This is a genomic window from Austwickia chelonae NBRC 105200 (genome assembly GCF_000298175.1).
GTDB classification, from domain to species: domain Bacteria; phylum Actinomycetota; class Actinomycetes; order Actinomycetales; family Dermatophilaceae; genus Austwickia; species Austwickia chelonae.
Map to the genome: position 1 here is coordinate 149,407 of NZ_BAGZ01000016.1, position 25,436 is coordinate 174,842.

The following is a 25,436-nucleotide window of genomic DNA, read 5'->3' on the forward strand; positions in this document are numbered from 1 at the left end:
GCAGTGAACTGCGCGGCACCCCTCTTCGTGTGGGTGACAGGTAAGCCTGGTCAGCTGGGGCGGGGTGCGCCCGGGCGGGCGTAGCGCATCCAGGTGATCACGATGCAGACCACCGAGAAGACGAGGCAGCCGAGGAAGAAGGTGTACGCGCCGAGCAGCGACAGACCCATTCCGAAGAGGAAGGGGCCGAAGGCGGCCACGGCACTGGTCCAACCGATGACGCCACCGGCCTGGCGCTTCTCGAAGATCATCGGCATCTGCTTGAAGGTGGAGGCGTTACCGATTCCGGAGAACAGGAAGATCGCGAGCATTCCCCACAGGAAGTTGTCGAATCCACCCTGCAGCGCGGCAGCCGACGAGGTGTCGGGGGTGAGCGCCGTCATGGTGAAGGCGATGGAGGCGACCAGCCCGATTCCGGAGATCACCGTCCACAGCGCACCGCCCATCTTGTCGGTGAGCGGGGAGAAGAGCACACGCGCACCGGCGCCGACGAGCGGGCCGAGGAAGACGTACTTGACCGGGTCGGGCACGGCATAGCCTTCGACGAGCACCTTGGCGGTGACTCCGCTACCGGAGACGATCGCGGCGTTCCCCGTGCCGTAGAGCTCGGCCATCAGCAGACCGAACTGGGCGGACAGGCCCGAGAAGGTACCGAAGGTCATGATGTACAGCAGGGTCATCCACCAGGTGTCGCTGTTGCTGAAGATGTCGAACTGCTGGCTGACGTTCGCCTTGATCGGCACCGACTTCAGCATCATCCAGGCCAGGACCACGCCACAGATCATGAACGGGATCCAGAAGAAGGCTCCGTTCTGGTACCAGACGGTCTCGCTGGCCTTGCCGGGGACCTTCATCTGCTGGGATCCGCCGATGACGCCGAGCCAGCCCATCCCGACGAGGATCGGGACGACGAGCTGCACCAGGGAGACACCGAAGTTACCGATACCGGCCTGGAGACCCAGTGCGGTTCCGGAGAGACGCTTGGGGAAGAAGTACGACGTGGAGGGCATGAACCCGGAGAAGGCTGCGCCGCCGATGCCGGCCAGGAAGGCCAGGATCATGAGCTCCCAGTAGGGGGCGGTGGGGCTCATCACGCGGACTCCCCAGCCGACGGTGGGGAAGACGAGCATGAGCGTGGTGGCGGCGACCATCTTGCGGGTGCCGATCATCGGGGGCAGGACCATCCAGATGATGCGGAGCAGACCACCGGCGAGGCCTGGCATGGCGGCCATCCAGTACAGCTGTTCCTTGGAGAAGGAGTATCCCAGGGCGTTCAGCTTGGGCACGATGGCGCTGGGAAGGAACCAGGCAACGAAACAAAGGGTCAGGCAGAACGTGGTGATCCACAGGGTTCGCCACGCGAGCCCGGAATCCCAGGAGTATTCGTCCTCGGGATCCCAGTCGCCCAACCATTCACCGCTGACGCGGGAGTGTTGCGCCGGGGTTGTCATGACTTTTCCTCGCTAGGGGTGGGGTGAACTGTGTGGTCGTCGATCTCGCGAGCCAGGTGAGGGCTGTGCTTCTCGTGCATCCGTACGATCGTGATGTGCATCCACACGGCGCACACCAGGGTAAGGACGAAGAGCACGAAGAAAGTACTCGTGGGGAAACCGGACCACTGCTTCGTGTACGCGAACAGCGGGGGCAGGAAGAACCCGCCCAGACCGCCGAGCATGCCCACGAGTCCACCCACCGAACCGACGTTGTCGGGGTAGTACTCAGGGATGTGCTTGTAGACGGCGGCCTTTCCGATCCCCATCGCGCAGCCGAGCAGGAAGACCAGCACGGTGAACGGAATGATGGAGTTGGTGTAAGCAAGATGCTCACTGTGGTGACCGTCGGCATGGGTGATGACGAGGTGACCATTCGGCATCATCAGGATGCCTGAGCTGACCAGCATCACGGCAAAGGTCAGATACATGACCTTGCGCGCCCCCCACCGGTCGGACATCCATCCGCCCACGGGGCGGAGCAGGGATGCGGGGAAGATGAAGAGCGCGGTCAGGAGTGCCGCGGTCGACAGGTCGGTGTTGAAGTTGTCGATGTAGTACTTCGGCAGCCAGGCGGACAGGGCCACGTAGGCCCCGAACACGGCGACGTAGTACAGGCTGAACCGCCAGACGCGGACGTGCTTGAGCGGTTCGAGCATCTCGCCGATCGGCTTGCTCGCTCCGGACATCCGGTCCTGGCGAGGGGTGAGCAGCAGGGTGGCCACCGCGAGCACCACGAGCAGGACGGCGTAGATGACCGGGACGATCCGCCATCCGCCCTGGAAGACGCCCAGGTAGGTGGCTCCCGCGGTTCCGGCGATCAGCGGAGGGCCGATGAACTTGGTGACGGAGGCACCGACGTTGCCTGCGCCGAAGACGCCGAGCGCGAAGCCCTGCCGTTCGCGGGTGAACCAGGCGGCGTTCCAGGCGATGCCGACCGAGAAGAGGTTCCCGGCGAAGCCGACGAGGAAGGCCAGCACCAACAGCATCGCGTAGCTGTGGGTCAGGGAGACCAGGTAGGCCGGGACGGCGGTGGCCGCCAGCATGGCGATGGTGACCTTGCGTCCACCGATCCGGTCGGTCAACATCCCTGCGGGGAGTCGCCACATCGAGCCGTTGAGGACGGCGACGGCGGTGACCCAGGACAGCTCGACGTCGGAAAGTTGGAGTTCTTTCTGGATGGGCACACCCAGAATGCCGAACATAAGCCAGACGGCGAACATCACCGTGAAGGAGATGGTGGACATCACGAGAACGGCATTGGCGCCCTTTGGCAGCCGCTCCTGCGGTTTTGTTGTGGCAGTTTGCTCCGCAACCGCGGAGTCGGAGGCCGCTTGTGGCGACGTGCTCATGACGCTCCTGACGGGCTAATAAAAGGAACGGTTTACGGTATCACCGCTTGCCCGTGAACTGAAAGATGACCGGCTTCATGACCGCTCAAACTCGTCATGAGCTGGGTTTTCGTGCGCCTGAGCCGATCTGAGACCCTGAAGTGAGCCAGTTGCCCCGGCATCATGGTTCAATAGCTTTAGTCCTTCAAATTGGTGACGATTGCGGGACCTTAGACCGCAGACACGGACGACCTTTCAGGAGCAGGCATGAGCACGCAGGCCGGGAATCACGGGACTGGCCTCGACGGCCCCTTGACGGAAGCCCTCGTCTCGACCCGGAAATTCTTCTCGAAAGCCCAGGTTTCGCCCGACGGACGCACGATGGAGAAGATCGGCGGCCGCTCCGGCGACAGCTTCTACCGCGACCGGTGGAGCCATGACAAGGTCGTGCGTTCCACCCACGGTGTGAACTGCACCGGGTCCTGTTCCTGGAAGGTGTACGTCAAGGACGGCATCATCACCTGGGAGGCCCAGCAGACCGACTACCCCTCCACCGGTGCCGACCGGCCGGAGTACGAGCCCCGCGGCTGCCCCCGCGGCGCCGCCTTCTCCTGGTACACCTACTCCCCCACGCGCGTGCGCTACCCGTACGTGCGCGGAGTACTGCTCGACATGTACCGGGCGGCCAAGAAGCAGTACGGCGACCCGGTGCTCGCCTGGGCCTCGATCATGCAAGACCCCGAGAAGGTCCTGGCCTACAAGTCGGCACGAGGCAAGGGCGGCCTGGTCAGGGCGTCCTGGGCCGAGGCGGTGGAGATCGTCGCCGCGGCGAATGTCTACACGATCAAACGCTGGGGACCGGACCGGATCGCCGGCTTCTCACCGATCCCGGCCATGTCGATGGTCAGCTACGCCTCCGGTGCCCGGTTCACCGAACTCATCGGCGGAGCCATGCTCTCGTTCTACGACTGGTACGCCGACCTCCCGATGGCCAGCCCGCAGATGTTCGGCGACCAGACCGACGTCCCCGAGGCCGGCGACTGGTGGGATGCGGGCTATCTCATCATGTGGGGATCGAATGTCCCGCTGACCCGCACCCCGGACGCCCATTGGATGACCGAGGCCCGTTATCGCGGCCAGAAAGTCGTCGTCATGAGCCCCGACTATGCGGAGAACGTGAAATTCGCCGACGAATGGCTCGCGGTCGCCCCCGGCACCGACGCCGCCCTGGCGATGGCGATGGGACACGTCATCCTGAAGGAATTCTTCGTCGACAAGCCTGTCGAATTCTTCACCGACTACTGCACCACCTACACCGATCTCCCCTTCCTGGTCGCCCTGGAAAAGAATGATGAAGGCGCCTACGTTCCAGGCAAATTCATTGTTGCGGGGGATCTTTCCGATGTTCTTCCGGAACAGGCCTCCTCCGAGAACGCCATGTGGAAACCCGCCCTGATCGATGCCGTCACCGACCAGGTCGTCATCCCCCACGGCACCCTCGGAGACCGCTTCGGCGAAGAAGGCATGGGCAAATGGAACCTCGACCTGGGCGAGACCCGCCCGCGGTTGAGCCTCCACGGCGCACCCGACGTCGAAGCCGTCGAGGTACGCCTGCCCCGCTTCGACGCCCTCGACGGCAAGGTCGCCGACCTGCCCCGCGGAGTGCCCGCCCGGCAGGTGGGCTCCCGCCTGGTCACCACGGTCTTCGACCTCATGCTCGCCCAGTACGGCGTCGCCCGCGAAGGGCTCCCCGGCACCTGGCCCACCGGCTACGAGGACGCCGAGGCCCCGTACACCCCGGCCTGGCAGGAGGACATCACCACCGTCCCCGCAGCAGCCGTGGCCCGGATCGCCCGCGAATTCGCCCAGAACGCGGTCGACTCCCACGGACGTTCCATGATCCTGATGGGAGCCGGGACCAACCACTGGTACCACTCCGACCTCATCTACCGGGCCATGCTGGTCCTCACCACGATCACCGGCTGCCAGGGACGCAACGGCGGCGGCTGGGCGCACTACGTCGGCCAGGAGAAGATCCGTCCGCTCTCCGGGTTCCAGCACACCGCGTTCAGCCTCGACTGGCACCGCCCGCCGCGACACATGGCCCAGACCGCCTACTGGTACATGCACACCAGCCAGTACCGGTACGACACCTACTCGGCCGCAGATGTCACCGCAGGCCTCGACGACTTCGGCGGACGCACCGTGGCCGACCTCGTCGCCCAGTCCGCCCGCTCCGGCTGGCTACCCAGCTACCCGACCCTCAACCGCAACCCGTTGACCCTCTGCGACGAGGCCCAGGCCGCCGGCATGGAACCCAAGGACTACGTCGTCGACCAGCTGAAGAAGGGTGACCTCCGCTTCGCCGCCGAGGACCCCGACGCCGAGGAGAACTGGCCTCGCGTGCTGATGATGTGGCGGGCCAACCTCTTCGGCTCCTCCGCGAAGGGCGACGAGTACTTCCTGCGTCACCTGCTGGGCACCGACCACGGCGTCAACGCCGAGGAGGCCAGCCCCGACCAGCGCCCCAAGGAGGTCGTCTGGCGGGAGCAGGCACCCGAGGGCAAGCTCGACCTGCTCATGACGATCGACTTCCGCATGACCAGCTCGACGATCCTTTCCGACGTCGTCCTCCCGGCCGCCACCTGGTACGAGAAGAACGACATCAACACCACCGACATGCACCCCTTCATCCACAGCTTCAACCCGGCGATCGCCCCGCCGTGGCAGTCCAAGACGGACTGGGACGCCTTCGTGGAGATCTCGAAGGTGTTCTCCGAGCTGGCCGCGGACCACCTGGGCGTCCGCAAGGACCTCGTCGCCAAACCGCTGTGGCATGACACCCCCGAGGCGATGGCCGACGTGCACGGCGTCGTCAAGGACTGGAAAGCCGGAGAATGCGAACCGATCCCCGGTAAGACCATGCCGGTGCTGGCCGTCGTCGAACGCGACTACAGCCAGACCTACGCCAAGATGACCAGCGTCGGACCTCTCTTCGAGAAGCTGGGCAACACCACCAAGGGCATCACCTACGACGTCCGGCGCGAGGTCGACTACCTGCGCCACAAGAACGGCGTCGTCCGCGGCGGGATCGCCGAAGGACAGCCCCGGCTGGACAGCTCGGTGAACGTCGCCGAGACGATCATGGCCCTCTCGGGCACCACCAACGGCCACTTCGCCACCCAGGGTTTCAAGACCCAGGAGAAGCGTTGCGGCAACGTGATGCACGACCTCGCCGCCGAGAACGAGGGCAAGATGATCACCTTCGCCGACACGGTCAATGCTCCGGTCCCGGTGATCACCTCCCCCGAATGGTCCGGTTCGGAGACCGGCGGACGCCGGTACAGCCCGTTCACCATCAACATCGAACGGCTCAAGCCCTTCCACACCCTGACCGGTCGGATGCAGTTCTACGTCGACCACGACTGGATGCAGAAGATGGGAGAGGGGCTGCCGACCTACCGTCCGCCGCTGAACATGACCCAGCTCTTCGGCGAGCGCGCCCTGGGTGAGGTCGACCAGGAGGGTGGCCAGGGTGTCGCCGTCTCGGTGCGTTACCTGACCCCGCACAACAAGTGGTCGATCCACTCCGAGTACCAGGACAACCTGTTCATGCTGTCCCTGGGTCGCGGCGGCCAGTCGATCTGGATGAGCGACAAGGACGCCGACAAGATCGGCATCCGTGACAACGACTGGATCGAGGCGGTCAACCGCAACGGTGTGGTCGCCGCGCGTGCCGTGGTCACCCACCGGATGCCCGAGGGCACCGTGTACATGCCGCACGCCCAGGACCGGTTGATCGACGTCCCCCTGACCGAGCACAACGGTCGCCGGGGCGGCATCCACAACTCGATGACGCGGATCATGGTCAAGCCCACGCACATCATCGGTGGGTACGCCCAGCTCGCGTACTTCTTCAACTACATCGGCCCGACCGGGAACAACCGGGACGAGGTCACGATGATCCGTAAGCGTTCGCAGAACGTGCAGTACTGACACCCAGAACGAGGAGAGGCAACAGTCATGCGCATCATGGCCCAGATGGCGATGGTGATGAACCTCGACAAATGCATCGGGTGTCACACCTGTTCGGTCACCTGCAAACAGGCGTGGACCAACCGGACCGGCACGGAGTACGTCTGGTTCAACAACGTCGAGACCCGCCCGGGTCTGGGGTACCCCCGCAGGTACGAGGACCAGGAGGAGTGGAAGGGCGGCTGGGAGCTCGGGAAGAACGGGCGCCTGAAGCTGAAGGCCGGCGGCCGGTGGAAGAAGCTGATGAGCATCTTCTCCAACCCGAAGATGCCCTCGATCGACGACTACTACGAGCCGTGGACCTACGACTACGAGACGCTGCTGAACGCTCCGGCGCAGAAGCATTTCCCGGTGGCGCGCCCGCACTCGTTGATCTCGGGCAAGCCGATGAACATCTCCTGGTCGGCGAACTGGGACGACGACCTGGGCGGGTCGAAGGAGACCGCGCACAAGGACGTGATGCTCAAGGGCATCGCCGACAAGGTCGCTTTCGAATTCGAGAAGACCTTCATGTTCTACCTGCCGCGGATCTGCGAACACTGCCTCAACCCGAGCTGTGCCGCGTCCTGCCCGTCCGGTGCGATCTACAAGCGCACCGAGGACGGCATCGTCCTGGTCGACCAGGACAAGTGCCGGGGCTGGCGCATGTGCATCACCGGGTGTCCGTACAAGAAGGTCTACTTCAACCACAAGACCGGCAAGGCCGAGAAGTGCACCTTCTGTTTCCCGCGCATCGAGGTCGGCATCCCCACGGTGTGCGCGGAGACCTGTGTGGGCCGGCTGCGGTACATCGGTCTGGTGTTCTACGACGCCGACGCCGTGCTGGACGCGGCGAGCGCCCCCGAGCAGGAGCTCTACGAGGCTCAGCGGAAGGTGCTCCTGGACCCGCACGATCCGAGGGTCGTCGCCGAGGCCGAGCGGGCCGGGATTCCCGGTGACTGGATCGTCGCGGCGCAGAAGTCGCCGATCTACAAGCTGATCAACGACTACAAGGTGGCTTTGCCGCTGCATCCGGAGTACCGGACGATGCCGATGGTCTGGTACATCCCGCCGTTGTCGCCGGTGGTCGACGTCATCCGGGAGACCGGTTTCGACGCCGAGGACAGTGAGAACCTGTTCGCCGCGATCGAGGCGTTGCGGATCCCGGTCGAATATCTGGCGAACTTGTTCACCGCCGGTGACGTGGCGCCGGTCGACGCCGTGCTGCGTAAGTTGGCCGCGATGCGGTCGTACATGCGGGATATCAACCTGGGCCGTGACCCGAACCCGGAGATCCCGGCTGCGGTGGGCATGTCCGAGGAGGACATGTACGAGATGTTCCGTCTGTTGGCGCTGGCCAAGTACGACGACCGGTATGTCATCCCGTCGGCGCACGCCGAGCAGGCGCACAGCTTGGAGGAGCTCGCCACGACGTGTGACGTGGCGGCTTACGAGACCGGACCGCAGGGTGTCTTCGGCGAGGGTTCCGGCACGGTCGAGCCGATCGCGGTGGAGAACTTCCGCATGTTGCAGGCCCGGCAGACCTCCGATGCGACCACCCCTACCGGGAAGGGCCGGATCAACCTGTTGAACTGGGACGGCAAGGGCATGCCCGAGGGGATCTTCCCACCTGGTGACGCGGTCGGTGATCGACGATGAGATTGGCCTTACGCCGCCGTAAGAGCGGGACCCTGCCGATGACCGAGGAGCAGATCAGGGCCACCTGGCAGTGTGCTTCGGTGCTGATCGGTTATCCCGATGATCAGATGCTCGGTCATCTGCCGGTGCTCACCGAGGTGATCGGTCAGCTGCCGCCGGTGGTGCAGGAGCCGCTGCGTCGGCTCGTCGCCGAGCTCGCCGGTGGTGATGTGGAGCGGATCCGCCGTGACTATGTCGCCACGTTCGACTACACCCGCCGGTGCGCGCCGTATCTGACCTACTTCGCCTATGGTGACACCCGTAAGCGAGGCGTGGCCCTGGTGCAGTTCAAGCAGGCCTACCGGCATGCCGGGGTCGAGTTGTCCGATGCGGATGCCGAGCTGCCCGATCATCTCGCGGTCGTGCTCGAGTTCGGGGCCACCGTCGATCTGCAGGCTGCGCTCTCCCTGGTGTTGAACCACCGGGCGGGCGTGGAGGTGCTGCGTCTGGCTCTGCTCGACGCCGGGTCGCGGTGGGCCGACGCGGTGGTCGCGGTCTGTGCGACCCTTCCCCCGTTGGACGGTGAGGAGCAGGAGGCCGTGGCCAAGCTCGTCGCCGAGGGGCCGCCCACCGAGGATGTCGGTCTGGCCCCGTACGAGATCGACCCCCGTCTGAACCCGCACCCGGCGGACGACCTGAATTGGACCGATCTGCCCGCCCCTGAAGGAGCCCGCTCATGAACACCCTGCTGTGGGTGGTCTTCCCCTATGTCTGTCTGACCGTTTTCGTGGTCGGTCATTTCTGGCGTTACAAGTACGACCAGTTCGGTTGGACGACGCGTAGCAGCCAGTTGTACGAAGACCGGTTGTTGCGTTGGGGGTCGCCGATGTTCCACTTCGGCATCCTGTTCGTGGTGCTCGGCCACGTGATGGGTCTGCTGATCCCCAAGTCGTGGACCGAAGCGGTCGGGATCAGCCAGGAGATCTACCACTTCCTGGCGGTGTCGGTCGGTCTGCTGGCCGGTTTCCTCACCCTGGGTGGTCTGGCGATCCTGATCTACCGCCGCCGGGTCACCGGGCCGGTGTTCTCGGCGACCACGCCGATGGACAAGGTCATGTACGTCTTCCTGGCGGTGACGATCCTGCTGGGTCTGGCCAATACGCTCGGCTGGCATGCTCCTGGCATCAACAATCCGGCGGTTCTGCCGGAGCACTACAACTACCGGGACGGGGTCTCCGTCTGGTACCGCCAGTTCCTGACCTTCCGGCCGGATGCCGATCTGATGGCGCAGGCTCCGCTCGGTTTCCAGTTGCACACCCTGGTGGCCTGTCTGCTCTTCGCCTTGTGGCCGTTCACCCGTTTGGTGCATGTCTTCTCCGCACCGGTGGGTTATCTGACCCGTCCGTACGTGGTGTACCGCTCGGCCGACCGTCGCCCGGGCACCGGCGTGGGCACCCAGGCTCCGCGTCGTGGCTGGGAGTCCCGGCCGGAACTTCGGCAGCGTTGATCTCGATGGGGAAGGAACAGAGCGTGAACGACCTGAACAAGACGGAAGCCCGCTGGCAGGCCTGGGTCGAGGAGACCTCGGCGCTCTTGGGGATCGATGCGGGTCTGGTGAACATCCACGCCATCCACGACCTCACGAAGACCATTGCGCACGATCTGGAGCGTCCGATGGCTCCTGTGGGTTCGTTCATGTTGGGTCTGGCCATGGGTGTGCACGGTGGGTCGGCGGATCCGGCGGCGCTGAAGTCGCTGATCGAGTCGACGACCCGTCGTGATGCGGTGGACCAGGTCACGGCCTGAATCGCGTGGACGAGAGGCGGGCCCCGGGGTGATCCTCGGGGCCCGTCCTGGTGTCCTCCCGGGTGCTTCTCCCGGGTGCTTCACCCGGGAGAGGTCAGGGTTCCGGGGCGCACCGGCGACGGTGGAGGGCGTGGGTCAGGTCCTTGGCGCGCAGGTCGAGACCTTCGACGATCTCCGAGAGCGGGGCGTGTCCTTGGCGGAACGGGTCCTGCGGGCGGCGGGGGCGCCGGATCAGCGGGTGGTAGCGGTCGCGCCGAGGGGGAGCTTCCCGGGTGTAGTAGTAGGCGGTCAGTGACAGGCGGGCCAGGCCGTCGGGGCAGGTGATCGGTTCGGGGAGGCCGTGGATGGCGTCGGAGCTGTTCTCGAAGACCACTGCGGTCGGCGCGACCGGGGGGACCACCGCTGCGGGGGTGTCGGAGGAAGGTCCCCACAGTTCGAGTTGTCCGCCGTAGTCGGTGGGCCAGCTGGGGTTGAGGTAGACGATCACGGTGACCCGATGCCAGCGCCCGTCGGTGGGATGTCGGATGAAGTCGCGGTGCAGCCAGTGGTAGTCGCCGGGGAGGTTGACGTGCAGTCCGGCCCAGGTGCGTCCGGGGTCGTGCTCCAGCTCGGGGATGCCGGTGAGCCCTTCGAGGAAGGACACCATGGCCGGGCTGTCGAGGGCTTGGAGGATCTGGGCGGCGGCTGGGCCGAAACCGGCGGTGGCGGATGACTTTCGGCTGCCACGTCCGGCGAGGCGGGTCAGCCGGTGGATGCGTCGGCACTCCTGGGCGTAGGCCTCCAGGGCGAGTTCCCTGGGAACCAGGTCGTCGAGGACGAGATGGGGCCACGGGTCGGCGGAGAGGAAGCTCTCCCGCCAGTGGGCACAGGCCGTTTCGTCCGGTAGCTGGATGTTGTAACCGGCACCGGTGATCTCCGTCACGGTCGTCTCCCCCATCTCGCTGGGGCGCACTGGTGCGTGACGCCACGGCGACAGCCGGTAAGTCCATGAAACTTACTGAGGCTAAAAGTTATTCGCGATATTACCGATCCCGGTGAGTGATGCGACCCTCCGCGAAGACCGACCGAACAAAAGGTTGAAAACAGGCATATCCGGTTCCCGGCGACCGTTCGTCGCCCCTCCGAGCCACCCCCGGACCCGACCCCGCCACCGGAAGACCACGAAGGGCCCGGACGCCCCACCCGACGCCCGAGCCCGACCACAGACCGCCGACGGTCACTTCTCCGTGATCGTCACCTTCGTCATCTTGTGCTTCTTCGTCGGCGTCCCCGACTCCGAACCGTCCTTCTCGATCTTCTGCACCACGTCCATCCCGGACGTGACCTTGCCGAAAAGGGTGTACAGCGGAGGCAGACTCGCCCCACGAGGACCGGTCACCACGAAGAACTGACTGCCGTTCGTATTCGGTCCCGCATTGGCCATCGCGAACGAACCGATCTCATAAGCACCCGCCTCAGGAAGCTCATCAGCGAACTTGTACCCGGGCCCGCCCCGGCCCGTCCCCTCCGGATCTCCACCCTGCACCACGAAGGACGGCAACACCCGGTGGAAATCGACCCCGTCGTAGAAGTGGTACCGCGCCAACACCACGAAGTTGTTCACCGTCTTCGGTGCCTTCTTCGCATCCAGAGCCACCTCGAAATCGCCCACATCGGTCGACACCGTCGCCGTATACGTCCGCCCCGTGTCGATACACATCGACGGAGCCGACTCGAACGTGGTCTTCTTCGCCGACGAACCGTCCTCCGCCGGGCAGGCCGTCGCACCTCCTGACCCGGCAGAGGAACTCGACGCGGGCTTCGACGGCGAGGACGAATCCGCACACGAGACCAGAGCCAGCGGCAGACACATCAGGATTCCCAGGCGGGCAAGTCGAACGGTCATATGCGCCACATTAACCGGCCAACCCTGGGAAAAGCCCTAGACCACGCCTCCTGCACCCCGCCCACCGCGACCGTGCCGGCCCGAAAGACCACCGCCATGAGACCGGCGAAGTCCACGAGCCGGATAACAACCCACCCAGCTCCTGGAACAACTCCGCCGGACAGAGCCCGTACCGGCACGAACGAGAACATCCGCCCTCCGCCGACTCCGCACAGGCCCAGGTCAGCAAGGCCGGCCGGTACGCTGAAAAAGCAGCACGCCACGACGGACACCGTCGTAAAACCTGCACGCACGAAGGGCCGCTCGCCCGTTCCAGACCCCGGGTCACCGCCGCCCACCCCGTAACCCATGTCACGACCGACGACCCGGAAGGACCCCGCATGCCCTTGGTGTGGACGCTGCTCACGCTCGCCGTGGCCGTCCTCATCGCGCCCGCGGCCTGCGCCCGCCTCGGACGCGCTGCAGGATGGCCCCTGGCCGGCCTCTACCTCATCGCCACCGCAACCCTCTGGCCCGCGGTGACCGCCGTCATGAAGGGCACGAACCCCACCTGGCGGGCCTCCTGGGTACCCGCCCTCGGCGTGGAGATCTCCCTGCGAGCAGACGGCCTGGGCATCGTCTTCGCCCTCATCGCGCTCCTCATCGGAGCCGTCGTCTTCGCCTACTCCACCCGCTACCTCGGACCAGGCCCACAGACCAGCTTCTACCTGGTCATGACCCTCTTCACCCTGGCCATGCTCGGCCTCGTCCTCGCCGACGACCTGATCTGGTTCTTCCTCTGCTGGGAACTCACCAGCATCGCCTCCTTCCTCCTCATCGCCCGCTCCGGACACGCCGGTGAACAAGCCTCCATGCGCACCCTGTTCATCACCTTCACCGGCGGACTGGCCCTGCTCGTCGCCCTCACCCTGATCGCCCACCGCACCCGCACCGGGTCGCTCTCCGCAGCGCTCTCCCACACCGTCTGGCACGACGACCCGGCCTTCGCGGCCACCGTCGCCGCCCTCGTCGCCATCGCCGGATTCACCAAATCAGCCCAGTTCCCCTTCCACATCTGGCTGCCCGACGCCATGGCCGCGATCACCCCGGTCAGCGCCTACCTACACGCCGCCGCCGTGGTCAAAGCCGGCGTCTTCCTCCTGCTGCGCTTCACCCCCGCCTTCCACCACGTCCCGACCTGGAACATCCTGCTGATCAGCCTGGGACTGACCACCGCGGCACTCGGAGCCTGGTTCGCCCTGCAACAGACCGACCTGAAAAAACTCATGGCCTACTCCACGGTGAGCCAACTCGGCCTGCTCGTCGCCACCATCGGCGTCGGCACCGCCGCAGCCGTCGCCGCGGCCGTCCTGCACACCATCGCCCACGCCCTGTTCAAATCCGGACTCTTCATGATGGTCGGTGTCGTCGACCACGCCACCCACACCCGCGACCTGCGTCGGCTCCCCCAGCTCTACCGGGCCATGCCCGTCTCCTTCGCCGTCACCGTGCTCGGCTGCGCCAGCATGGCCGGCATCCCCCCCATGCTCGGCTTCGCCTCCAAAGAAAGCCTGCTGACCGGGCTGCTCTCCGCCCCCGGACCGTCCTGGACCGGACCGGTCGCGATGGGCGCCGCCGTCGCCTCCAGCGTGCTCACCTTCGCCTACTGCACGAAGATCGTCTTCGGTGGATTCGTCGACGGCCGAGGAGACCGGCCCGTCGAAGCCGTCGAGAAGAGCCTGCTCGTGCCCGCAGCGCTCCCCATCCTGGCCGGCCTCCCCCTCGGCGCCGCCGTAGGGCTGCTCGACACCCCCGTCGGCCGCGCCGTCGACGCCGCCCTCCCCGGCGCCGGCGGAGACGTGCACCTGTCCCTGTGGCACGGGATCACCGCCGAACTCGGCGCAACCCTGCTGATCTTCGCCCTGGGCGGAATCGTCGTGGCCACCCGGCGCGCGCTGTGGCCGCGCCTCGAACGGCCCAGCCTCCCCTGGGACGGGCCCGCCGCGGTCAACGCCCTCACCCGCGGGCTCACCCGGCTGGGCGAGGCCTGGTCGCGGCCACTCGCCGTCGACTACCCGTCCCGTCACGTGGCGCTGCTGTTCGCCGCCTTCGTCGCCGTCACCCTGCCCGCCCTCGTCGCCGCCACCGACGCCGTCGGTTTGCCGCCGAACCCCGCCGGCAGCACCCGCCCGGTCGACATCCTGCTCGCCGTGCTCATCACCGCCGCGGTGATCGGGGTCTGCCGGGCCACCAGTCGGCTCGCCGCCGTGGTCTCCCTGTCCGCGGTGGGCGCCCTGTGCACCGTGCAGATCCTCGCTCTGGGCGCGCCCGACGTGACCCTCACCCAGCTGCTCGTCGAAACACTCACCGTCGTGATGATGATGTTGGTGTTGCAGAAACTGCCGTTGAACTTCGGTGAGCACCCGCCCCGGCAGCGCCGTCTCGCCGTAGGGCTGGCCCTCGGGGTCGGGCTCGCCGCCGGGGCGGCCACCTTCGTCCTCAACGGGCGGCGGGAACACGGTGACGTCGCCGGCTACTTCCAACGCGAAACCCTCGACCTGTCCGGCGGGACCAATATCGTCAACGTCATCCTCGTGGAGTTCCGGGCCCTGGACACCCTCGGCGAGCTCTCCGTGCTGGGGATGGCCGGGGTCGTCCTGGTCGCGGTGCTCTCCACCGTGCGCGACCGGCACCTGGACCCCGACCCGGCGAAGCGCCCCTCGCGGGGAACCGAGCAGGACGAACCACTTCCCCAGCTGCGCGCCCCGGGGACGACCGCCCACCGGGCGATCACCGAGGCCTGGAGCAATGTGCTGCCCATGCAGCTGATGCTGCGTCTGGTCACCCCGCTGCTGGTGCTGCTCTCCCTGCTGATCTTCGTGCGCGGCCACAATGCGCCCGGCGGTGGTTTCATCGCCGCCCTCGTCGGATCGGCCACCATCGGGCTGGCCTATCTGTCGACCTCGCGCGACCGACAGCTGGGCCGCCCGCGGCTCCCGCTGCGCCTGATCGGCGGGGGGATCCTCGTCGCCGTGACGACCGGCGTCTGGGGGCTCGTCGCCGAAGGTTCCTTCCTGGACCCGCTGTCCGGGCACCTCGGAACCGCCCACCTCACCTCGTCGATGCTCTTCGACGTCGGCGTCTACGCAGCTGTCCTGGGCCTGGTCATGGTGGCCTTCAACCTGCTGGGCACTTCCGACGCGAGCACCGATCACGACGGCGGCGAAGACACCCGGGAGCGGGTCGACGAAGCCGTCGAGGGCGAGCTGAGCGGCCCGCTCGACACGGTGCGCGGCGAGACCGCGCCGTCCGGGCGACGCGTCGGCGTCGGCACCGAACATCTGGCCACCGGACGCCAACCCAAGGAGGTCGGACGATGATCCTCGCGTTGACCGTGGCCGTCCTGGCCGCCGGAGGCACCTACCTGGTGTTGCAGCGGAGCATGGTGCGCGCCGTCTTCGGCATCGGCCTGCTCAGCCACGCCGGCAACTTCGTGCTCCTCACCGCCGGGGTCCCCGCCTGGCGAGGAGAGCCGCTGTCCGACCGGACCGAACTGTCGGCGATGGCCGACCCGCTCCCCCAGGCCTTCGTCCTGACGGCCATCGTGATCACCCTGGCCGTCACCGTGATCATGCTGATGCTCGCCGTCCTGGGGCACAACGACGACACCCATCTCATGCCCTCGACCGGAGAGACCCACGACTCATGACCGCAGCTGCACTGCCGCTCTTCGTGGCGGTCCCGCTCGCCGCCGCCGCGCTGACCGTGCTCTGGCGGCAGATGTGGTGGGAGCGTGTCCTGATGGTCGGGGTGCCCCTCGCCACCGCTGCCGGTGGGCTGGCCCTGATCGTGGAGCACCGTTCCGTCCCGGTGATCGCGCACGGCGTCGGCGGCTATGTCGCCGGCATCGCCATCCCGTTCGTCTCGGACACCCTCGCTGCGGCGATGCTCGTGATCACCGGGGTGTCCACGGCGGCGAGCTGCTGGTTCCTGATCTCGACCGGGGAGGACCGTTACCGCTTCGTCCCCGCGTTGGCCCTGATGCTCGGCGGCGGGGTGAACGGCGCCCTGCTGACCGCGGACCTGTTCAACCTGTTCGTCTTCATCGAAGTGATGCTGCTGCCCTCGTACGCCCTGATCGCGGTGAGCGGCAGTTGGCGACGGCTCGGCATCGCCCGGCTGTTCATCCTGGTCAACCTGGTCACCAGTACTTTCCTGTTGATGGGTGTGGGCCTCGTGTACGGCGTCGGTGGAACCGCGAACCTGGCTGCGCTGGCCGGACGGGCCGGTCAGGACCCCCGGATCGGCGCTGCCGTCGCGGTGGTGCTGCTCGCCCTGTCCATCAAGGGCGGTGTGGTGCCGGTGCACGGTTGGCTGCCACGCGCCTACCCGGCGACCTCCGCCGGGGTGATGGTGCTCTTCAGCGGACTGCACACCAAGGTCGCCCTGTACGCCCTCTACCGGATCTACTCGGTGACCTACGGGGGTCGCCCGGCGCCATGGATGTGGGTCTTCGCCGCCGTGGTGCTGGTGACCGTGGTCGTCGGGTCGGTCTCGACCATCGGTGAGCGGCGAATCCGCTCGGCGCTGGCCTTTCAGATGGTCGCCGGGGTGGGGCACATCCTCATCGGCCTGGTCGTCATGTCGACGGCTTCCCTCGCGGCAGGCCTGTTCTACCTGGCCCACCACGTCGTGACCATGTCGGCGCTGTTGATGAGCGCCGGGGCGATCGAACACACCTACGGCAGCGGCCGGTACGACCGGTTGAACGGGCTCCTGCACCGCGACCCGGTGGTCGCCGGAGCCATGGTGATCGGGCTGTTCTCCCTGGTCGGGCTGCCACCGACCTCCGGGATGTGGGGGAAGATCGGGATCGTGCGATCCGTGGCGGGCGCCACCGACCGGGAACCCCTGCTGGCCTGGACGGTCATCGCGGTGGTCGTGCTGGCCTCCTTGGCGTCCCTGCTGGCCCTGCAACGGCTCTGGGACGACGTCTTCTGGGGGAAACCGATGGAGCAGTACCGTCCCGACGATCAACGCACCGGGCGGGGAGAACTGGTCCCCGTACCTGCGGGGCATCGTGTCCCGGCCAGGTTGGCAGCCCCCGGCGTGTTCATGACGGCCCTGTCGGTGGGGATCTTCCTCGCTGCGGGCTGGCTCTTCCCGGTGGCGCAGGACGCCGCGTCCGGGCTGGCCGACATCCGGCTCTACGTGGCGGAGGTCCTGCGATGAGGCTCTGGTATGCCCTCAGCTACCTGTGTTTCCTGGTCCGTGAGGTCTTCGCCGGTTCGTGGCAGGTCGCCCGGGCCGCGCTGTCGCCCCGGACGCTCTCCTCACCGGCGATCGTGGAATTCCCTCTGCGTTGCCGTTCGGACTTCGAGGTGACCGCCTTGGCGTCCTCGATCACGATCACACCGGGCACCCTGGTCGTGGGCACGGCAGCCGGTCTGGGCGACATCCCGCCGACCCTTTTCGTGCACGCCCTGTTCTCCGGGGGACGCGAAGCAGTACTGACCGAACTGCGTGACATGGAGACCCGTCTGCTCCGCGCCACCCGTGGCCGGGATGTTCCCGCGCCGCTGCCCGCTCCCGGCGAACGTCCTGCTACCTCGCCCGATGCCTCCGTCGGAGAGGGCCGTCACGACCACGAAGGGAGGTCCCGGTGACCATCGGTATCTGGGTGGCGGCCGCGATCCTGAGCGCCGCCGTCCTCATCGGCCTGTACCGGGTGACGACTGCCACCGACGGCGCCAGCCGGGCCGTCGTCGGCGACCTGGTCTTCTTCTCCGGGATCGGGCTGCTGGTGTTGCTGGGTATCCTGAGTGATTCCGCAGCCGTGGTCGACGCCGCGCTGTTGGCCTCCCTGCTGGGCATCCTCGCCACGATCGCCTTGGCCCGCATCATCACCAGAGGGCGCCGATGAACGGGGTCGTCTTCTGGCTGGTCCCGGGGCTGAGCATCCTGGGAGCGCTCTTCGTCCTGGTCAGCGCGATCGCGATGATGCGTGAACGCGACGCGATCTCCCGGATCAACGTGCTCAGCCCGGCCACCGGGCTGGGGTTGCCCCTGATCGTGGTCGCCGGGTACCTGCACCGCACCGCCCAGGTCGGGTTCGACGCGGTGGACCTGGCGAAGCTCCTCGCCACCCTGGCAGCTTTACTCGTCGTATCCTCTGTCGCCAGTAATGTATTGGCGCGCGCCGCATATCTGTCGGGTGCCCCGGTGGATGCCCGCACCGCGCCGCAGGATCTTGCCGTCGAACCGGAGGAAACAGCACGGTGACCGAGAGGCCGTTATCCCTCACCGACGACGATGTCGCCCGCGGGGTGGATCTGCCGCAGAAGGCCGTTTCTCCGTGGCGTCGCCTGGCCCACCGGTTGGGGGCCGCCCTGGCGATCCTGGTGGGCACGGTACTGGTGGTCTACCTGGATCGGGACGGCTACCGGGATGCCAACGGCGACGGGATCAGTCTCAGCGACGCCATCTATTACGTGACGGTGACCTTGAGCACCACCGGTTACGGCGACATCGCCCCGTCGACGGACATGGCCCGGCTGATCAATGCCTTCGTGGTGACCCCGGCGCGCATCATCTTCCTGGTGTTGCTGATCGGGACGACCTTGGAGGTGCTCGCTGCGGAGAGCCGCCACGAACTACGTGTCTCGCGTTGGAGGAAACGGATGAACAACCACGTCGTGCTGGTCGGTTACGGGATCAAGGGGCGGAGCGCGGCGGCGACCTTGATCAGCAGTGGCCGTCGTCGGGACGAGATCGTGGTGGTGGATGCCAGCGAGGAGGCCCGCTTGGACGCGCTGGCCGACGGTCATGCGGTGGTGGCCGGGGATGCGACTCGTCGTGAGGTGTTGTCGCGGGCGGGCATTGAGAAGGCGGATCGGGTGATCCTGGCGACCGAACGTGATGACACGAACATCCTGATCTCGTTGACGATCCGGCGGATGAATGCGTCGGTGTTCATCGCGGCGGCGGTGCGCGATCACAACAATGCGGCGTTGATGAAGCAGAGCGGCGCGGATTCGGTGATCGTCTCGGCCGATTCGGCGGGGCGGATGTTGGGTAGTTCGGCGGTGTCCCCGCAGCTGGGTGTGGTCCTGGAGGATCTGATCACCCACGGTGAGGGGATCGAGATGGCGCAACGGGACGCCCTGGCCAGTGAGGTCGGTTCGCGTCCGACGATGTTGGCCGACCGGGTGATCGCGGTGGTCCGGGACGGTGAGCTGATGTACTACTTCGAGCCGTCGGTGGGCCAGGTGCAGCGTGGTGACAAGTTGATCGTGGTGCGTTCCTCGGTGGAGCGTCCTTGGGCGCCGCGTCCGGGGACGCACGGTGAGCGGACGTCGACCCAGGACGAGGACTGAGAGGCGGGGATGGTCGTGGCCAATACCACCTGGTCGTAGGTCGAGGGGTCCGTCGTCTTCCTGTCCGTGGGGTGCCGGGTTGTTCAACCGGTCGGGTGGAGGCGCCCTCGGGCGAAGGCGGCGGCGCCGAGGAGTGCGGCGTCCTGTCCTGCGGTGGCGGGGAGCAGCGGGGTCGCGGCGACGGCGTCCATCGTCTCGGCGGACATGCCGTCGCGGACGGATCGCCACCAGTGTTCGCCGATGTCGGCGACGCCTCCGGTGAGGACGATCACTGCCGGGTCGAGGATGTTGGCGAGGCCGCCGATGATCCGTCCGGTGGCGCGGCCGCAGAGGTGGAGGGTGCGGGCGGCGAGGTCGGCGGCGGGGTCGTCGGGTCGGGTTCGGGCCCGGGCGGCGAGTGCGGCGACGGCGCGGGTGTCTGCGGCTTGGCCTCCCGCGCGTCGGAAGGCGGTGAGGATTCCCGGTCCGGAGGCCAGTCCTTCGAGGTGGCCGTCGCGGCCGCAGCTGCAGCGGATGCCTTGGGCTTCGGGCGCGGCGAGGTGGCCGATGTGGCCGGCGACGAAGTGTTCGCCGAAGAGTACGGTCCCGTTCAGGACGTGGGCTCCGCCGATGCCGGTGCCGACGGCGACGAGGAGCATGGAGCGGTGTCCGCGCCCGGCGCCGTGTCGGGCTTCGCCGAGGGCGTGGGCGTGGACGTCGTTCAGGGCGTGGGCCGGGACACCGAAGGTGTCGGTGAAGGCTGCGGCCAGGGGGGTTCCGGGCCAGCCGGGCAGGGCGTCGGTGGCGTGGGTGACCGTGCCGGTGTGCGGGTCGATGACGCCGGCCGATCCGATGCCGATGGCTGTGATCTGTCGTCCGGCGGTCAGTTCCCGTCCGAGGTCGAGGGCGGTGTCGAGGACGGCTGTCGCGCCGTGTTCAGCGGGGGTGGGGGCACCCCGCCGGTCGAGGGTCCGACCGGCGGGGTCGACGAGGGCTGCGGTGATCTTGGTGCCGCCGATGTCCACGGCGAGGGTGAGTTCTGCTGTGGGCTGCGGTGGGTGGTTCATCGTCGTGGCCTTCGTCGAGGGGTGGGGCGTCTTCTCAGAGGAGTCCGACCTTCTGGAGCACGTCCTGGACCGCGTCGACGTTGGAGCCTTCCAGCGCGGTCATCGGTGCGCTCATCGTGTTGGTGTCGAAGACGCCCAGCAGTTGCAGGGCGGTCTTGAAGGAGCCGACGCCTGCGGCGGGGCCGACTTTGCCGACGGGGGCGAAGGCGATCTCCATCAGGTGGGCGAGTCGGTCCTGTTCGAGTCGGACCTGTTCCCAGTCCCCGGCTTGGGCGGCGGTGTGCAGGCGGACGTATCCGGCGGGGTCGACATTGCCCAGCCCGGGGACGCAGCCGTGGGCGCCGGACAGGTAGGCGCCGTCGACGACGACCTCGTGGCCGGTGAACAGGGCCAGGGGTTCGCCTTCGGCCCGGTTCTGCAGGGCGAGTCGCCGGAAGGAGACGTCGTCCCCGGAGGAGTCCTTCACGCCGACGATCGCTCCGGTGCGGGCGAGGTCCATCAGCATCTCCGGGGCGAGTTTGGTGTGGACGCACACGGGGATGTCGTAGGCCAGGACGGGCACGGTGGCGGCTTCGCCGATGGCGGTGAAGTGGTGGCGGATCTCTTCCTGGCCGGTGATGGCGTAGAAGGGTGCGGTGACGACGACGCCGGTGACGCCGGTCTTCTCGGCTGCTCGGATGTGGGAGACGACCCGGTGGGTCTGTGTGTCGATGCAGCCGGCGAGGACGGGCACCTGGCCGGCGACGATGCCGGTGACGGCGTCGAGGACCTGGGCGCGCATGTCGTCGTCGAAGAAGGCGACTTCGCCGGAGGATCCGAGGGCGAAGAGGCCGTGTACCCCGCTGTCGAGCAGGCGGGTGATGAGGCGCTCAAGGGAGGCCAGGTCGAGTTCACCGTCGACTGTCAGCGGTGTGACGAGCGGCGGGATGACGCCACAGAAAGGCGTGTTCACTTGTCCTCCCAGGGTTCTGGGTCGTGGGTCAGCAATGAGGGTGTGGAGAGCAGCAGGGAGCGGGTGTACTCGCCGCGCGGGTCGCGGAAGAGCCGTTCCGCCGGGCCTGATTCGACGATGCCGCCGCGGTACATCACGGCGATCCGGTCGGAGACATAGCGGACCGTGTTGATGTCGTGGGAGATGAACACCAGCCCCAGGCCCAGTTCGTTCTTCAGGTCGGTGAGCAGGTTGAGCACCTGGGCACGCACGGAGACGTCGAGGGCCGAGGTGGGCTCGTCCGCGATGATCAGTTCGGGGTCCAGGGCCAGGGCTCGGGCGATGGCGACGCGTTGGCGTTGTCCACCGGAGATCTGCCGGGGCAGCACGTCGAGTGCGGACAGTGGCAGGCCGACCAGGTGCATGAGTTCTTCGACCCGGTGCGTCCGGTAGTTCTCGTCACCGATGCCGTGGACGCGCAGCGGGTCGAGGAGCTGTTCGCGGACGACCATGCGGGGGTTCAACGCGGTCGAGGGGTCCTGGAAGACCATGGAGACGGTACGTCCCAGGACTCGACGTGCTTTGGGGGTGTGCGCCATGGGCGCTCCCCGGAAGTGCACCTCTCCTTTGGTGGGCGTCTGCAGGCCGACCATGACCCTGGCGAGGGTGGTCTTGCCGCAGCCGGACTCACCGACGATCCCGACGGTCTCCCCGCGGTAGGCGCGGAAGTCGACGCCGCGCAGGGCCTGGACCCGTTCGGGTTTGAGGAAGGTGCTGCTCCGGGAGCGGTGCACGACCTGGACCCCGCGGAGTTCGAGCAGGGGCTCGGTGTCCGGTTCGCCCTGGTCGGCAGGGGTTTCCGGTTCCGGTTCCCAGGTGGCGTACTCCTCGTAGCCGTCGTACTGCTCGTAGGTGTCGTTCTTCTCCGACGGCGTGCTCATCGGCGTTCTCCCTTCAGCACTGCTTCCAGGGCGTCCGTGGTCGCGTAGACGTGGTCGACGTCGGGGGCGAGGTCACTGGAGACCTTGTGCAACCGGGGTTTCTCCGCGAGCCCGACGGTCGGGTGGGAGGAGCGGGGTGCGAAGCGGTCGCCCTGGACGAATTCGGCGGGGCTGGGCACGGTGCCCGGCACCTGGTAGAGGCGCCGCGCCCCGGACTCGATGGACAGGACCGAGCCGAGCAGGCCCTGGGTGTATTCGTGTCGCGGGTTGGTCAGGATGGACCGGGTGGCGCCTTGTTCGACGACCTGACCGGCGTACATGACGGTGATCCGGTGCGCCAGTTGGGCGACCAGGGCCAGGTCGTGGCTGACGAAGACCATCGCGAAGCCGAGCTGCTCACGCAGTTCGTTGAGCAGGTCGACGACCTGTTGCTGCACGGTGACGTCGAGGGCGGTGGTCGGCTCGTCCGCGATGATGAGCTGCGGGTTGCGGGTGAGCGCCATGGCGATGAGCACGCGTTGGCGTTGTCCGCCGGAGAGCTCGTGGGGGTAGGAGCTGAGGGTCCGTTTGGGGTCGAGGCCGACCAGTTCCATCAGTTCCTCGGGGGTGCGGGTGCCGCCCCGGCGGGTGAGCTGGGTGAGTTGTCGGCGCACGACCATCGAGGGGTTCAGCGAGCTGAGCGCGTCCTGGTAGACCATGGCCATGTGGTGCCCGCGGAGCTGGTTGTGGGCTTTGTGGTCGAGTTCGAGGACGTTTTCCCCGCCCATCATGATGCGGCCGGAGGTGTGCGCGGTGTAGGGCAGCAATCCCATGATCGCCATCGAGGTGATCGATTTTCCGCAGCCGGATTCGCCGACCAGGCCCATGGTTTCGCCGGGGCGTACCTCGAAGGAGACATTGTCGACGATGTTGACGTCGCCGTGGGCGGAGGGGAAGGAGATCGACAGGTTCTCGACCCGCAGGATCGGTTCGGCCTTGTCCGTGTACTGGAGGCGGTCGGTGCGCACCATCTCGGAGGTGCGCAGGGCGCTGAGGCTGACCGAGAGCAGGTCCTTGGCGGTGCGTTCGTCGGTCACGCCGAGCATGCGTACGCCGTTGGCGTCGGCGGCGGCCTCCTCCAGTGCTTTCTCCTCGGCGTCGATGGCGGCGGCTTTCCGGGTCACCGGGCTGGCCATGGCGTCGGTGAGCCCTTCGGCGAGGACGTTCAGCGCCAGGACGGTGATCAGGATCATCAGACCGGGGAAGAAGGTGGGCCACCAGTGCCCGCCGAGGAGCACCTGTTTGCCGTCGGAGAGGATGTTGCCCCAGCTGGGCTCCGGGGGTTTCACTCCGGCGTTGATGAAGGACAGTGAGGCCTCGAAGACGATGGCGTCGGCGACCAGGACGGTGGCGAACACCAGGATCGGGGCGATGCAGTTGCGGGCGACGTGCTTGGCGAGGATGTAGGGCACGCGGGCGCCCATCACCCGGCTGGCGGCGACGTAGTCCTCGCCGAACTGGTCGAGGACGTTGGCCCGGATGACTCGGGAGAGTTGGGGCACGTACAGGAAGCCGATGGCCAGGACGAGCACGGGGACGGAGTTGCCGAAGACGGCGACGAAGACCGCGGCGAGGGCGACTCCGGGGAAGCTCATGACGATGTCGAGCAGTCGCATGAGGATTTCGGAGACGATCCGGTTGCCGGTGGCGGCGACGGAGCCGAGGACGGCGGCGACGACGAGGGCGACCAGGGTGGCGAAGATGCCGATGATCAGTGAGGATCGGGCGCCCCAGATGACGCGGGCGAAGACGTCCCGGCCGATGGCGTCGGTGCCGAAGAGGTGTTCCCCGCCAGGTGCCTGGACCGGGGTGCCGGTGGCCAGGGGGTCCCCGGCGACGAGGGGTGCGGCCAGGGCCATCAGGACGATGAGGCTGATCAGTCCGAGGGCGATCTGGGTGGATCGGGGCAGGGTGCGCAGTGCACCGAGTCGTGCTCCCGGGGACGATTCGAGCCGTGAGGTGAGTTCGGATCGCATCAGATGCTCCTGATCCGCGGGTTGACCAGTACGTACAGCAGGTCGACGAGGATATTGATGACTATGAAGGCGATGGCCACGGTGAGGGTGACCCCTTGGACGAGGAAGACGTCGTTACGGGTGACGCCGTCGAGGATCAGCTGTCCCATGGCCTTGATGTTGAAGATGATCTCGATGATGACCGCCCCGCCCATCAGGTAGCCGATGCGCAGGCCGAGGACGGTGATCGGGGTGATCAGGGCGTTGCGGAGGACGTTGATCGCGACGACCTCGGAGTAGGGCACTCCGGAGCCGATGGCGGTGCGCACGTAGTCCTTGTCGAGTTCCTGGACCATGGAGGTGCGGACGACGCGGATCAGTGATCCGGCGACGGGGGTGGCCAGCGCGAACACCGGGAGGAAGGTGTTGTTCAGGTAGGTGGCCGGGTCCTGCAGGAAGGGCACCCAGGTGAGGATGAGCGCGGGGAAGAGTCCTGCTCCGCCGGGGACGGCGCCGAGGTTCTGGATGAGCAGGATCGCCAGCCAGAAGGACGGGGTGGCCAGGGCCATGATCGAGAGCACGCGGATGAGCTGGTCGGGCCAGCGTCCGCGGTGCAGGGCGGCGAGGACGCCGAAGACGACGGCGATGACCACGGCGACGATCAGGCCGAGGATGGCCAGTTGCATGGTGATCGGGAAGGCTTCGGCGACCATCCCGATGACGGGGGTGTTTCCGCTGGTGGTGCCGAGGTCTCCTTGGAGCATGCCGAGGAGGAAGAGTCCGTATCGGACCAGGAGGGGCTTGTCGAGCCCGTGTTCGGTGCGATAGGCGGCGAGGGCGTCGGGGGACGCGGATTCGCCGAGTGCGAGGCGGGCCGGGTCGGCCGGTGAGAACGACATGACGACGAACACCAAGAACGTCACGCCGAGAATCATCACCGGCAACGCGACCAGCCGACGCCCGATGAGGCGCATCAGGTTGGACACGGTCTGCTCCTTCGTGCAG

General features: G+C 67.1%; 21 protein-coding genes. 12 read left to right on the top strand and 9 right to left on the bottom strand.

What is annotated here, in order from left to right:
- Window positions 1-50: 50 nt before the first annotated feature.
- Both AUCHE_RS11460 and AUCHE_RS11465 read right to left on the bottom strand, forming a co-directional pair.
- Window positions 51-1,451: an MFS transporter gene (locus AUCHE_RS11460; protein WP_006503471.1), complete on the bottom strand. Its 1,401-nt coding sequence runs from the start codon at window positions 1,449-1,451 to the stop codon at window positions 51-53.
- Window positions 1,448-2,842 carry an MFS transporter gene (locus AUCHE_RS11465; protein WP_006503472.1) on the bottom strand — a complete coding sequence of 465 codons (1,395 nt, stop codon included), beginning with the start codon at window positions 2,840-2,842 and terminating at the stop codon, window positions 1,448-1,450. The genes AUCHE_RS11460 and AUCHE_RS11465 overlap by 4 nt, the downstream gene beginning before the upstream one ends.
- Before the next feature lie 246 nt (window positions 2,843-3,088).
- Here AUCHE_RS11465 and AUCHE_RS11470 point away from each other — a divergent pair, with 246 nt between their 5' ends.
- From AUCHE_RS11470 to AUCHE_RS11490, 5 genes are read left to right on the top strand one after another with little or no spacing between them, the layout of a single operon-like run.
- On the top strand, window positions 3,089-6,817 hold the full coding sequence (locus tag AUCHE_RS11470) for a nitrate reductase subunit alpha (RefSeq protein WP_006503473.1): 3,729 nt from the start codon (window positions 3,089-3,091) through the stop codon (window positions 6,815-6,817).
- Between the two features lie 27 nt (window positions 6,818-6,844).
- Window positions 6,845-8,494, top strand: a complete 1,650-nt coding sequence (gene narH / locus AUCHE_RS11475; protein ID WP_006503474.1) for a nitrate reductase subunit beta — start codon at window positions 6,845-6,847, stop codon at window positions 8,492-8,494.
- Window positions 8,491-9,213 carry a nitrate reductase molybdenum cofactor assembly chaperone gene (gene narJ / locus AUCHE_RS11480; protein WP_006503475.1) on the top strand — a complete coding sequence of 241 codons (723 nt, stop codon included), beginning with the start codon at window positions 8,491-8,493 and terminating at the stop codon, window positions 9,211-9,213. The genes narH and narJ overlap by 4 nt, the downstream gene beginning before the upstream one ends.
- Window positions 9,210-9,980: a respiratory nitrate reductase subunit gamma gene (gene narI / locus AUCHE_RS11485; protein WP_006503476.1), complete on the top strand. Its 771-nt coding sequence runs from the start codon at window positions 9,210-9,212 to the stop codon at window positions 9,978-9,980. The genes narJ and narI overlap by 4 nt, the downstream gene beginning before the upstream one ends.
- 23 nt (window positions 9,981-10,003) lie before the next feature.
- The gene (locus AUCHE_RS11490; protein ID WP_006503477.1) at window positions 10,004-10,279 is read left to right on the top strand and encodes a DUF6457 domain-containing protein; all 276 of its coding nucleotides are present in this window, start codon (window positions 10,004-10,006) and stop codon (window positions 10,277-10,279) included.
- Window positions 10,280-10,373: 94 nt separating this feature from the next.
- Here the strand turns inward: AUCHE_RS11490 and AUCHE_RS15840 are convergent, their stop codons facing one another.
- Window positions 10,374-11,201 carry a 2OG-Fe(II) oxygenase gene (locus tag AUCHE_RS15840; protein WP_052024899.1) on the bottom strand — a complete coding sequence of 276 codons (828 nt, stop codon included), beginning with the start codon at window positions 11,199-11,201 and terminating at the stop codon, window positions 10,374-10,376.
- Window positions 11,202-11,495: 294 nt separating this feature from the next.
- The gene (locus AUCHE_RS11500; RefSeq protein WP_006503479.1) at window positions 11,496-12,164 is read right to left on the bottom strand and encodes a peptidylprolyl isomerase; all 669 of its coding nucleotides are present in this window, start codon (window positions 12,162-12,164) and stop codon (window positions 11,496-11,498) included.
- A gap of 380 nt (window positions 12,165-12,544) precedes the next feature.
- Here AUCHE_RS11500 and AUCHE_RS11510 point away from each other — a divergent pair, with 380 nt between their 5' ends.
- From AUCHE_RS11510 to AUCHE_RS11540, 7 genes are read left to right on the top strand one after another with little or no spacing between them, the layout of a single operon-like run.
- Window positions 12,545-15,523: a DUF4040 family protein gene (locus AUCHE_RS11510; RefSeq protein WP_006503481.1), complete on the top strand. Its 2,979-nt coding sequence runs from the start codon at window positions 12,545-12,547 to the stop codon at window positions 15,521-15,523.
- The gene (locus AUCHE_RS11515; protein WP_006503482.1) at window positions 15,520-15,852 is read left to right on the top strand and encodes a sodium:proton antiporter; all 333 of its coding nucleotides are present in this window, start codon (window positions 15,520-15,522) and stop codon (window positions 15,850-15,852) included. Before AUCHE_RS11510 ends, AUCHE_RS11515 begins: the two co-directional genes overlap by 4 nt.
- Window positions 15,849-17,375, top strand: coding sequence for a proton-conducting transporter transmembrane domain-containing protein (locus AUCHE_RS11520; RefSeq protein WP_006503483.1), 1,527 nt, complete (start codon window positions 15,849-15,851; stop codon window positions 17,373-17,375). The genes AUCHE_RS11515 and AUCHE_RS11520 overlap by 4 nt, the downstream gene beginning before the upstream one ends.
- The gene (locus AUCHE_RS11525; RefSeq protein ID WP_006503484.1) at window positions 17,372-17,809 is read left to right on the top strand and encodes a Na+/H+ antiporter subunit E; all 438 of its coding nucleotides are present in this window, start codon (window positions 17,372-17,374) and stop codon (window positions 17,807-17,809) included. The genes AUCHE_RS11520 and AUCHE_RS11525 overlap by 4 nt, the downstream gene beginning before the upstream one ends.
- On the top strand, window positions 17,806-18,066 hold the full coding sequence (locus tag AUCHE_RS11530) for a monovalent cation/H+ antiporter complex subunit F (protein WP_006503485.1): 261 nt from the start codon (window positions 17,806-17,808) through the stop codon (window positions 18,064-18,066). The genes AUCHE_RS11525 and AUCHE_RS11530 overlap by 4 nt, the downstream gene beginning before the upstream one ends.
- Window positions 18,063-18,425 (top strand): cation:proton antiporter, encoded by a 363-nt coding sequence (locus tag AUCHE_RS11535; RefSeq protein ID WP_006503486.1) that lies wholly within the window; start codon window positions 18,063-18,065, stop codon window positions 18,423-18,425. The genes AUCHE_RS11530 and AUCHE_RS11535 overlap by 4 nt, the downstream gene beginning before the upstream one ends.
- Entirely contained in the window at window positions 18,422-19,519 is a 1,098-nt protein-coding gene (locus AUCHE_RS11540) for a potassium channel family protein (RefSeq protein ID WP_006503487.1), read from the top strand. Before AUCHE_RS11535 ends, AUCHE_RS11540 begins: the two co-directional genes overlap by 4 nt.
- An 83-nt stretch (window positions 19,520-19,602) precedes the next feature.
- On the opposite strand, the gene AUCHE_RS11545 is transcribed toward AUCHE_RS11540, so the two are convergent.
- The 5 genes from AUCHE_RS11545 to AUCHE_RS11565 are packed head-to-tail and all read right to left on the bottom strand — an operon-like array spanning window position 19,603 to window position 25,417.
- Window positions 19,603-20,565, bottom strand: a complete 963-nt coding sequence (locus AUCHE_RS11545; RefSeq protein WP_006503488.1) for an ROK family protein — start codon at window positions 20,563-20,565, stop codon at window positions 19,603-19,605.
- A gap of 34 nt (window positions 20,566-20,599) precedes the next feature.
- The gene (locus AUCHE_RS11550; protein ID WP_006503489.1) at window positions 20,600-21,517 is read right to left on the bottom strand and encodes a dihydrodipicolinate synthase family protein; all 918 of its coding nucleotides are present in this window, start codon (window positions 21,515-21,517) and stop codon (window positions 20,600-20,602) included.
- Window positions 21,514-22,437 (bottom strand): ABC transporter ATP-binding protein, encoded by a 924-nt coding sequence (locus tag AUCHE_RS11555; RefSeq protein WP_006503490.1) that lies wholly within the window; start codon window positions 22,435-22,437, stop codon window positions 21,514-21,516. Before AUCHE_RS11555 ends, AUCHE_RS11550 begins: the two co-directional genes overlap by 4 nt.
- Complete coding sequence (locus AUCHE_RS11560; protein ID WP_006503491.1) at window positions 22,434-24,452, bottom strand: dipeptide/oligopeptide/nickel ABC transporter permease/ATP-binding protein; 2,019 nt, start codon at window positions 24,450-24,452, stop codon at window positions 22,434-22,436. Before AUCHE_RS11560 ends, AUCHE_RS11555 begins: the two co-directional genes overlap by 4 nt.
- Window positions 24,452-25,417 (bottom strand): ABC transporter permease, encoded by a 966-nt coding sequence (locus AUCHE_RS11565; protein WP_040322284.1) that lies wholly within the window; start codon window positions 25,415-25,417, stop codon window positions 24,452-24,454. Before AUCHE_RS11565 ends, AUCHE_RS11560 begins: the two co-directional genes overlap by 1 nt.
- Window positions 25,418-25,436: the final 19 nt, after the last annotated feature.

Excerpts from the sequence above, each read along its gene's own strand:
- AUCHE_RS11460 (WP_006503471.1), bottom strand. The coding sequence starts at position 1,451 with ATGACAACCCCGGCGCAACACTCCCGCGTCAGCGGTGAATGGTTGGGC.
- AUCHE_RS11465 (WP_006503472.1), bottom strand. The coding sequence starts at position 2,842 with ATGAGCACGTCGCCACAAGCGGCCTCCGACTCCGCGGTTGCGGAGCAA.
- AUCHE_RS11470 (WP_006503473.1), top strand. The coding sequence starts at position 3,089 with ATGAGCACGCAGGCCGGGAATCACGGGACTGGCCTCGACGGCCCCTTG.
- narH (WP_006503474.1), top strand. The coding sequence starts at position 6,845 with ATGCGCATCATGGCCCAGATGGCGATGGTGATGAACCTCGACAAATGC.
- narJ (WP_006503475.1), top strand. The coding sequence starts at position 8,491 with ATGAGATTGGCCTTACGCCGCCGTAAGAGCGGGACCCTGCCGATGACC.
- narI (WP_006503476.1), top strand. The coding sequence starts at position 9,210 with ATGAACACCCTGCTGTGGGTGGTCTTCCCCTATGTCTGTCTGACCGTT.
- AUCHE_RS11500 (WP_006503479.1), bottom strand. The coding sequence starts at position 12,164 with ATGACCGTTCGACTTGCCCGCCTGGGAATCCTGATGTGTCTGCCGCTG.
- AUCHE_RS11510 (WP_006503481.1), top strand. The coding sequence starts at position 12,545 with ATGCCCTTGGTGTGGACGCTGCTCACGCTCGCCGTGGCCGTCCTCATC.
- AUCHE_RS11515 (WP_006503482.1), top strand. The coding sequence starts at position 15,520 with ATGATCCTCGCGTTGACCGTGGCCGTCCTGGCCGCCGGAGGCACCTAC.
- AUCHE_RS11520 (WP_006503483.1), top strand. The coding sequence starts at position 15,849 with ATGACCGCAGCTGCACTGCCGCTCTTCGTGGCGGTCCCGCTCGCCGCC.
- AUCHE_RS11525 (WP_006503484.1), top strand. The coding sequence starts at position 17,372 with ATGAGGCTCTGGTATGCCCTCAGCTACCTGTGTTTCCTGGTCCGTGAG.
- AUCHE_RS11535 (WP_006503486.1), top strand. The coding sequence starts at position 18,063 with ATGAACGGGGTCGTCTTCTGGCTGGTCCCGGGGCTGAGCATCCTGGGA.
- AUCHE_RS11545 (WP_006503488.1), bottom strand. The coding sequence starts at position 20,565 with ATGAACCACCCACCGCAGCCCACAGCAGAACTCACCCTCGCCGTGGAC.
- AUCHE_RS11555 (WP_006503490.1), bottom strand. The coding sequence starts at position 22,437 with ATGAGCACGCCGTCGGAGAAGAACGACACCTACGAGCAGTACGACGGC.
- AUCHE_RS11560 (WP_006503491.1), bottom strand. The coding sequence starts at position 24,452 with ATGCGATCCGAACTCACCTCACGGCTCGAATCGTCCCCGGGAGCACGA.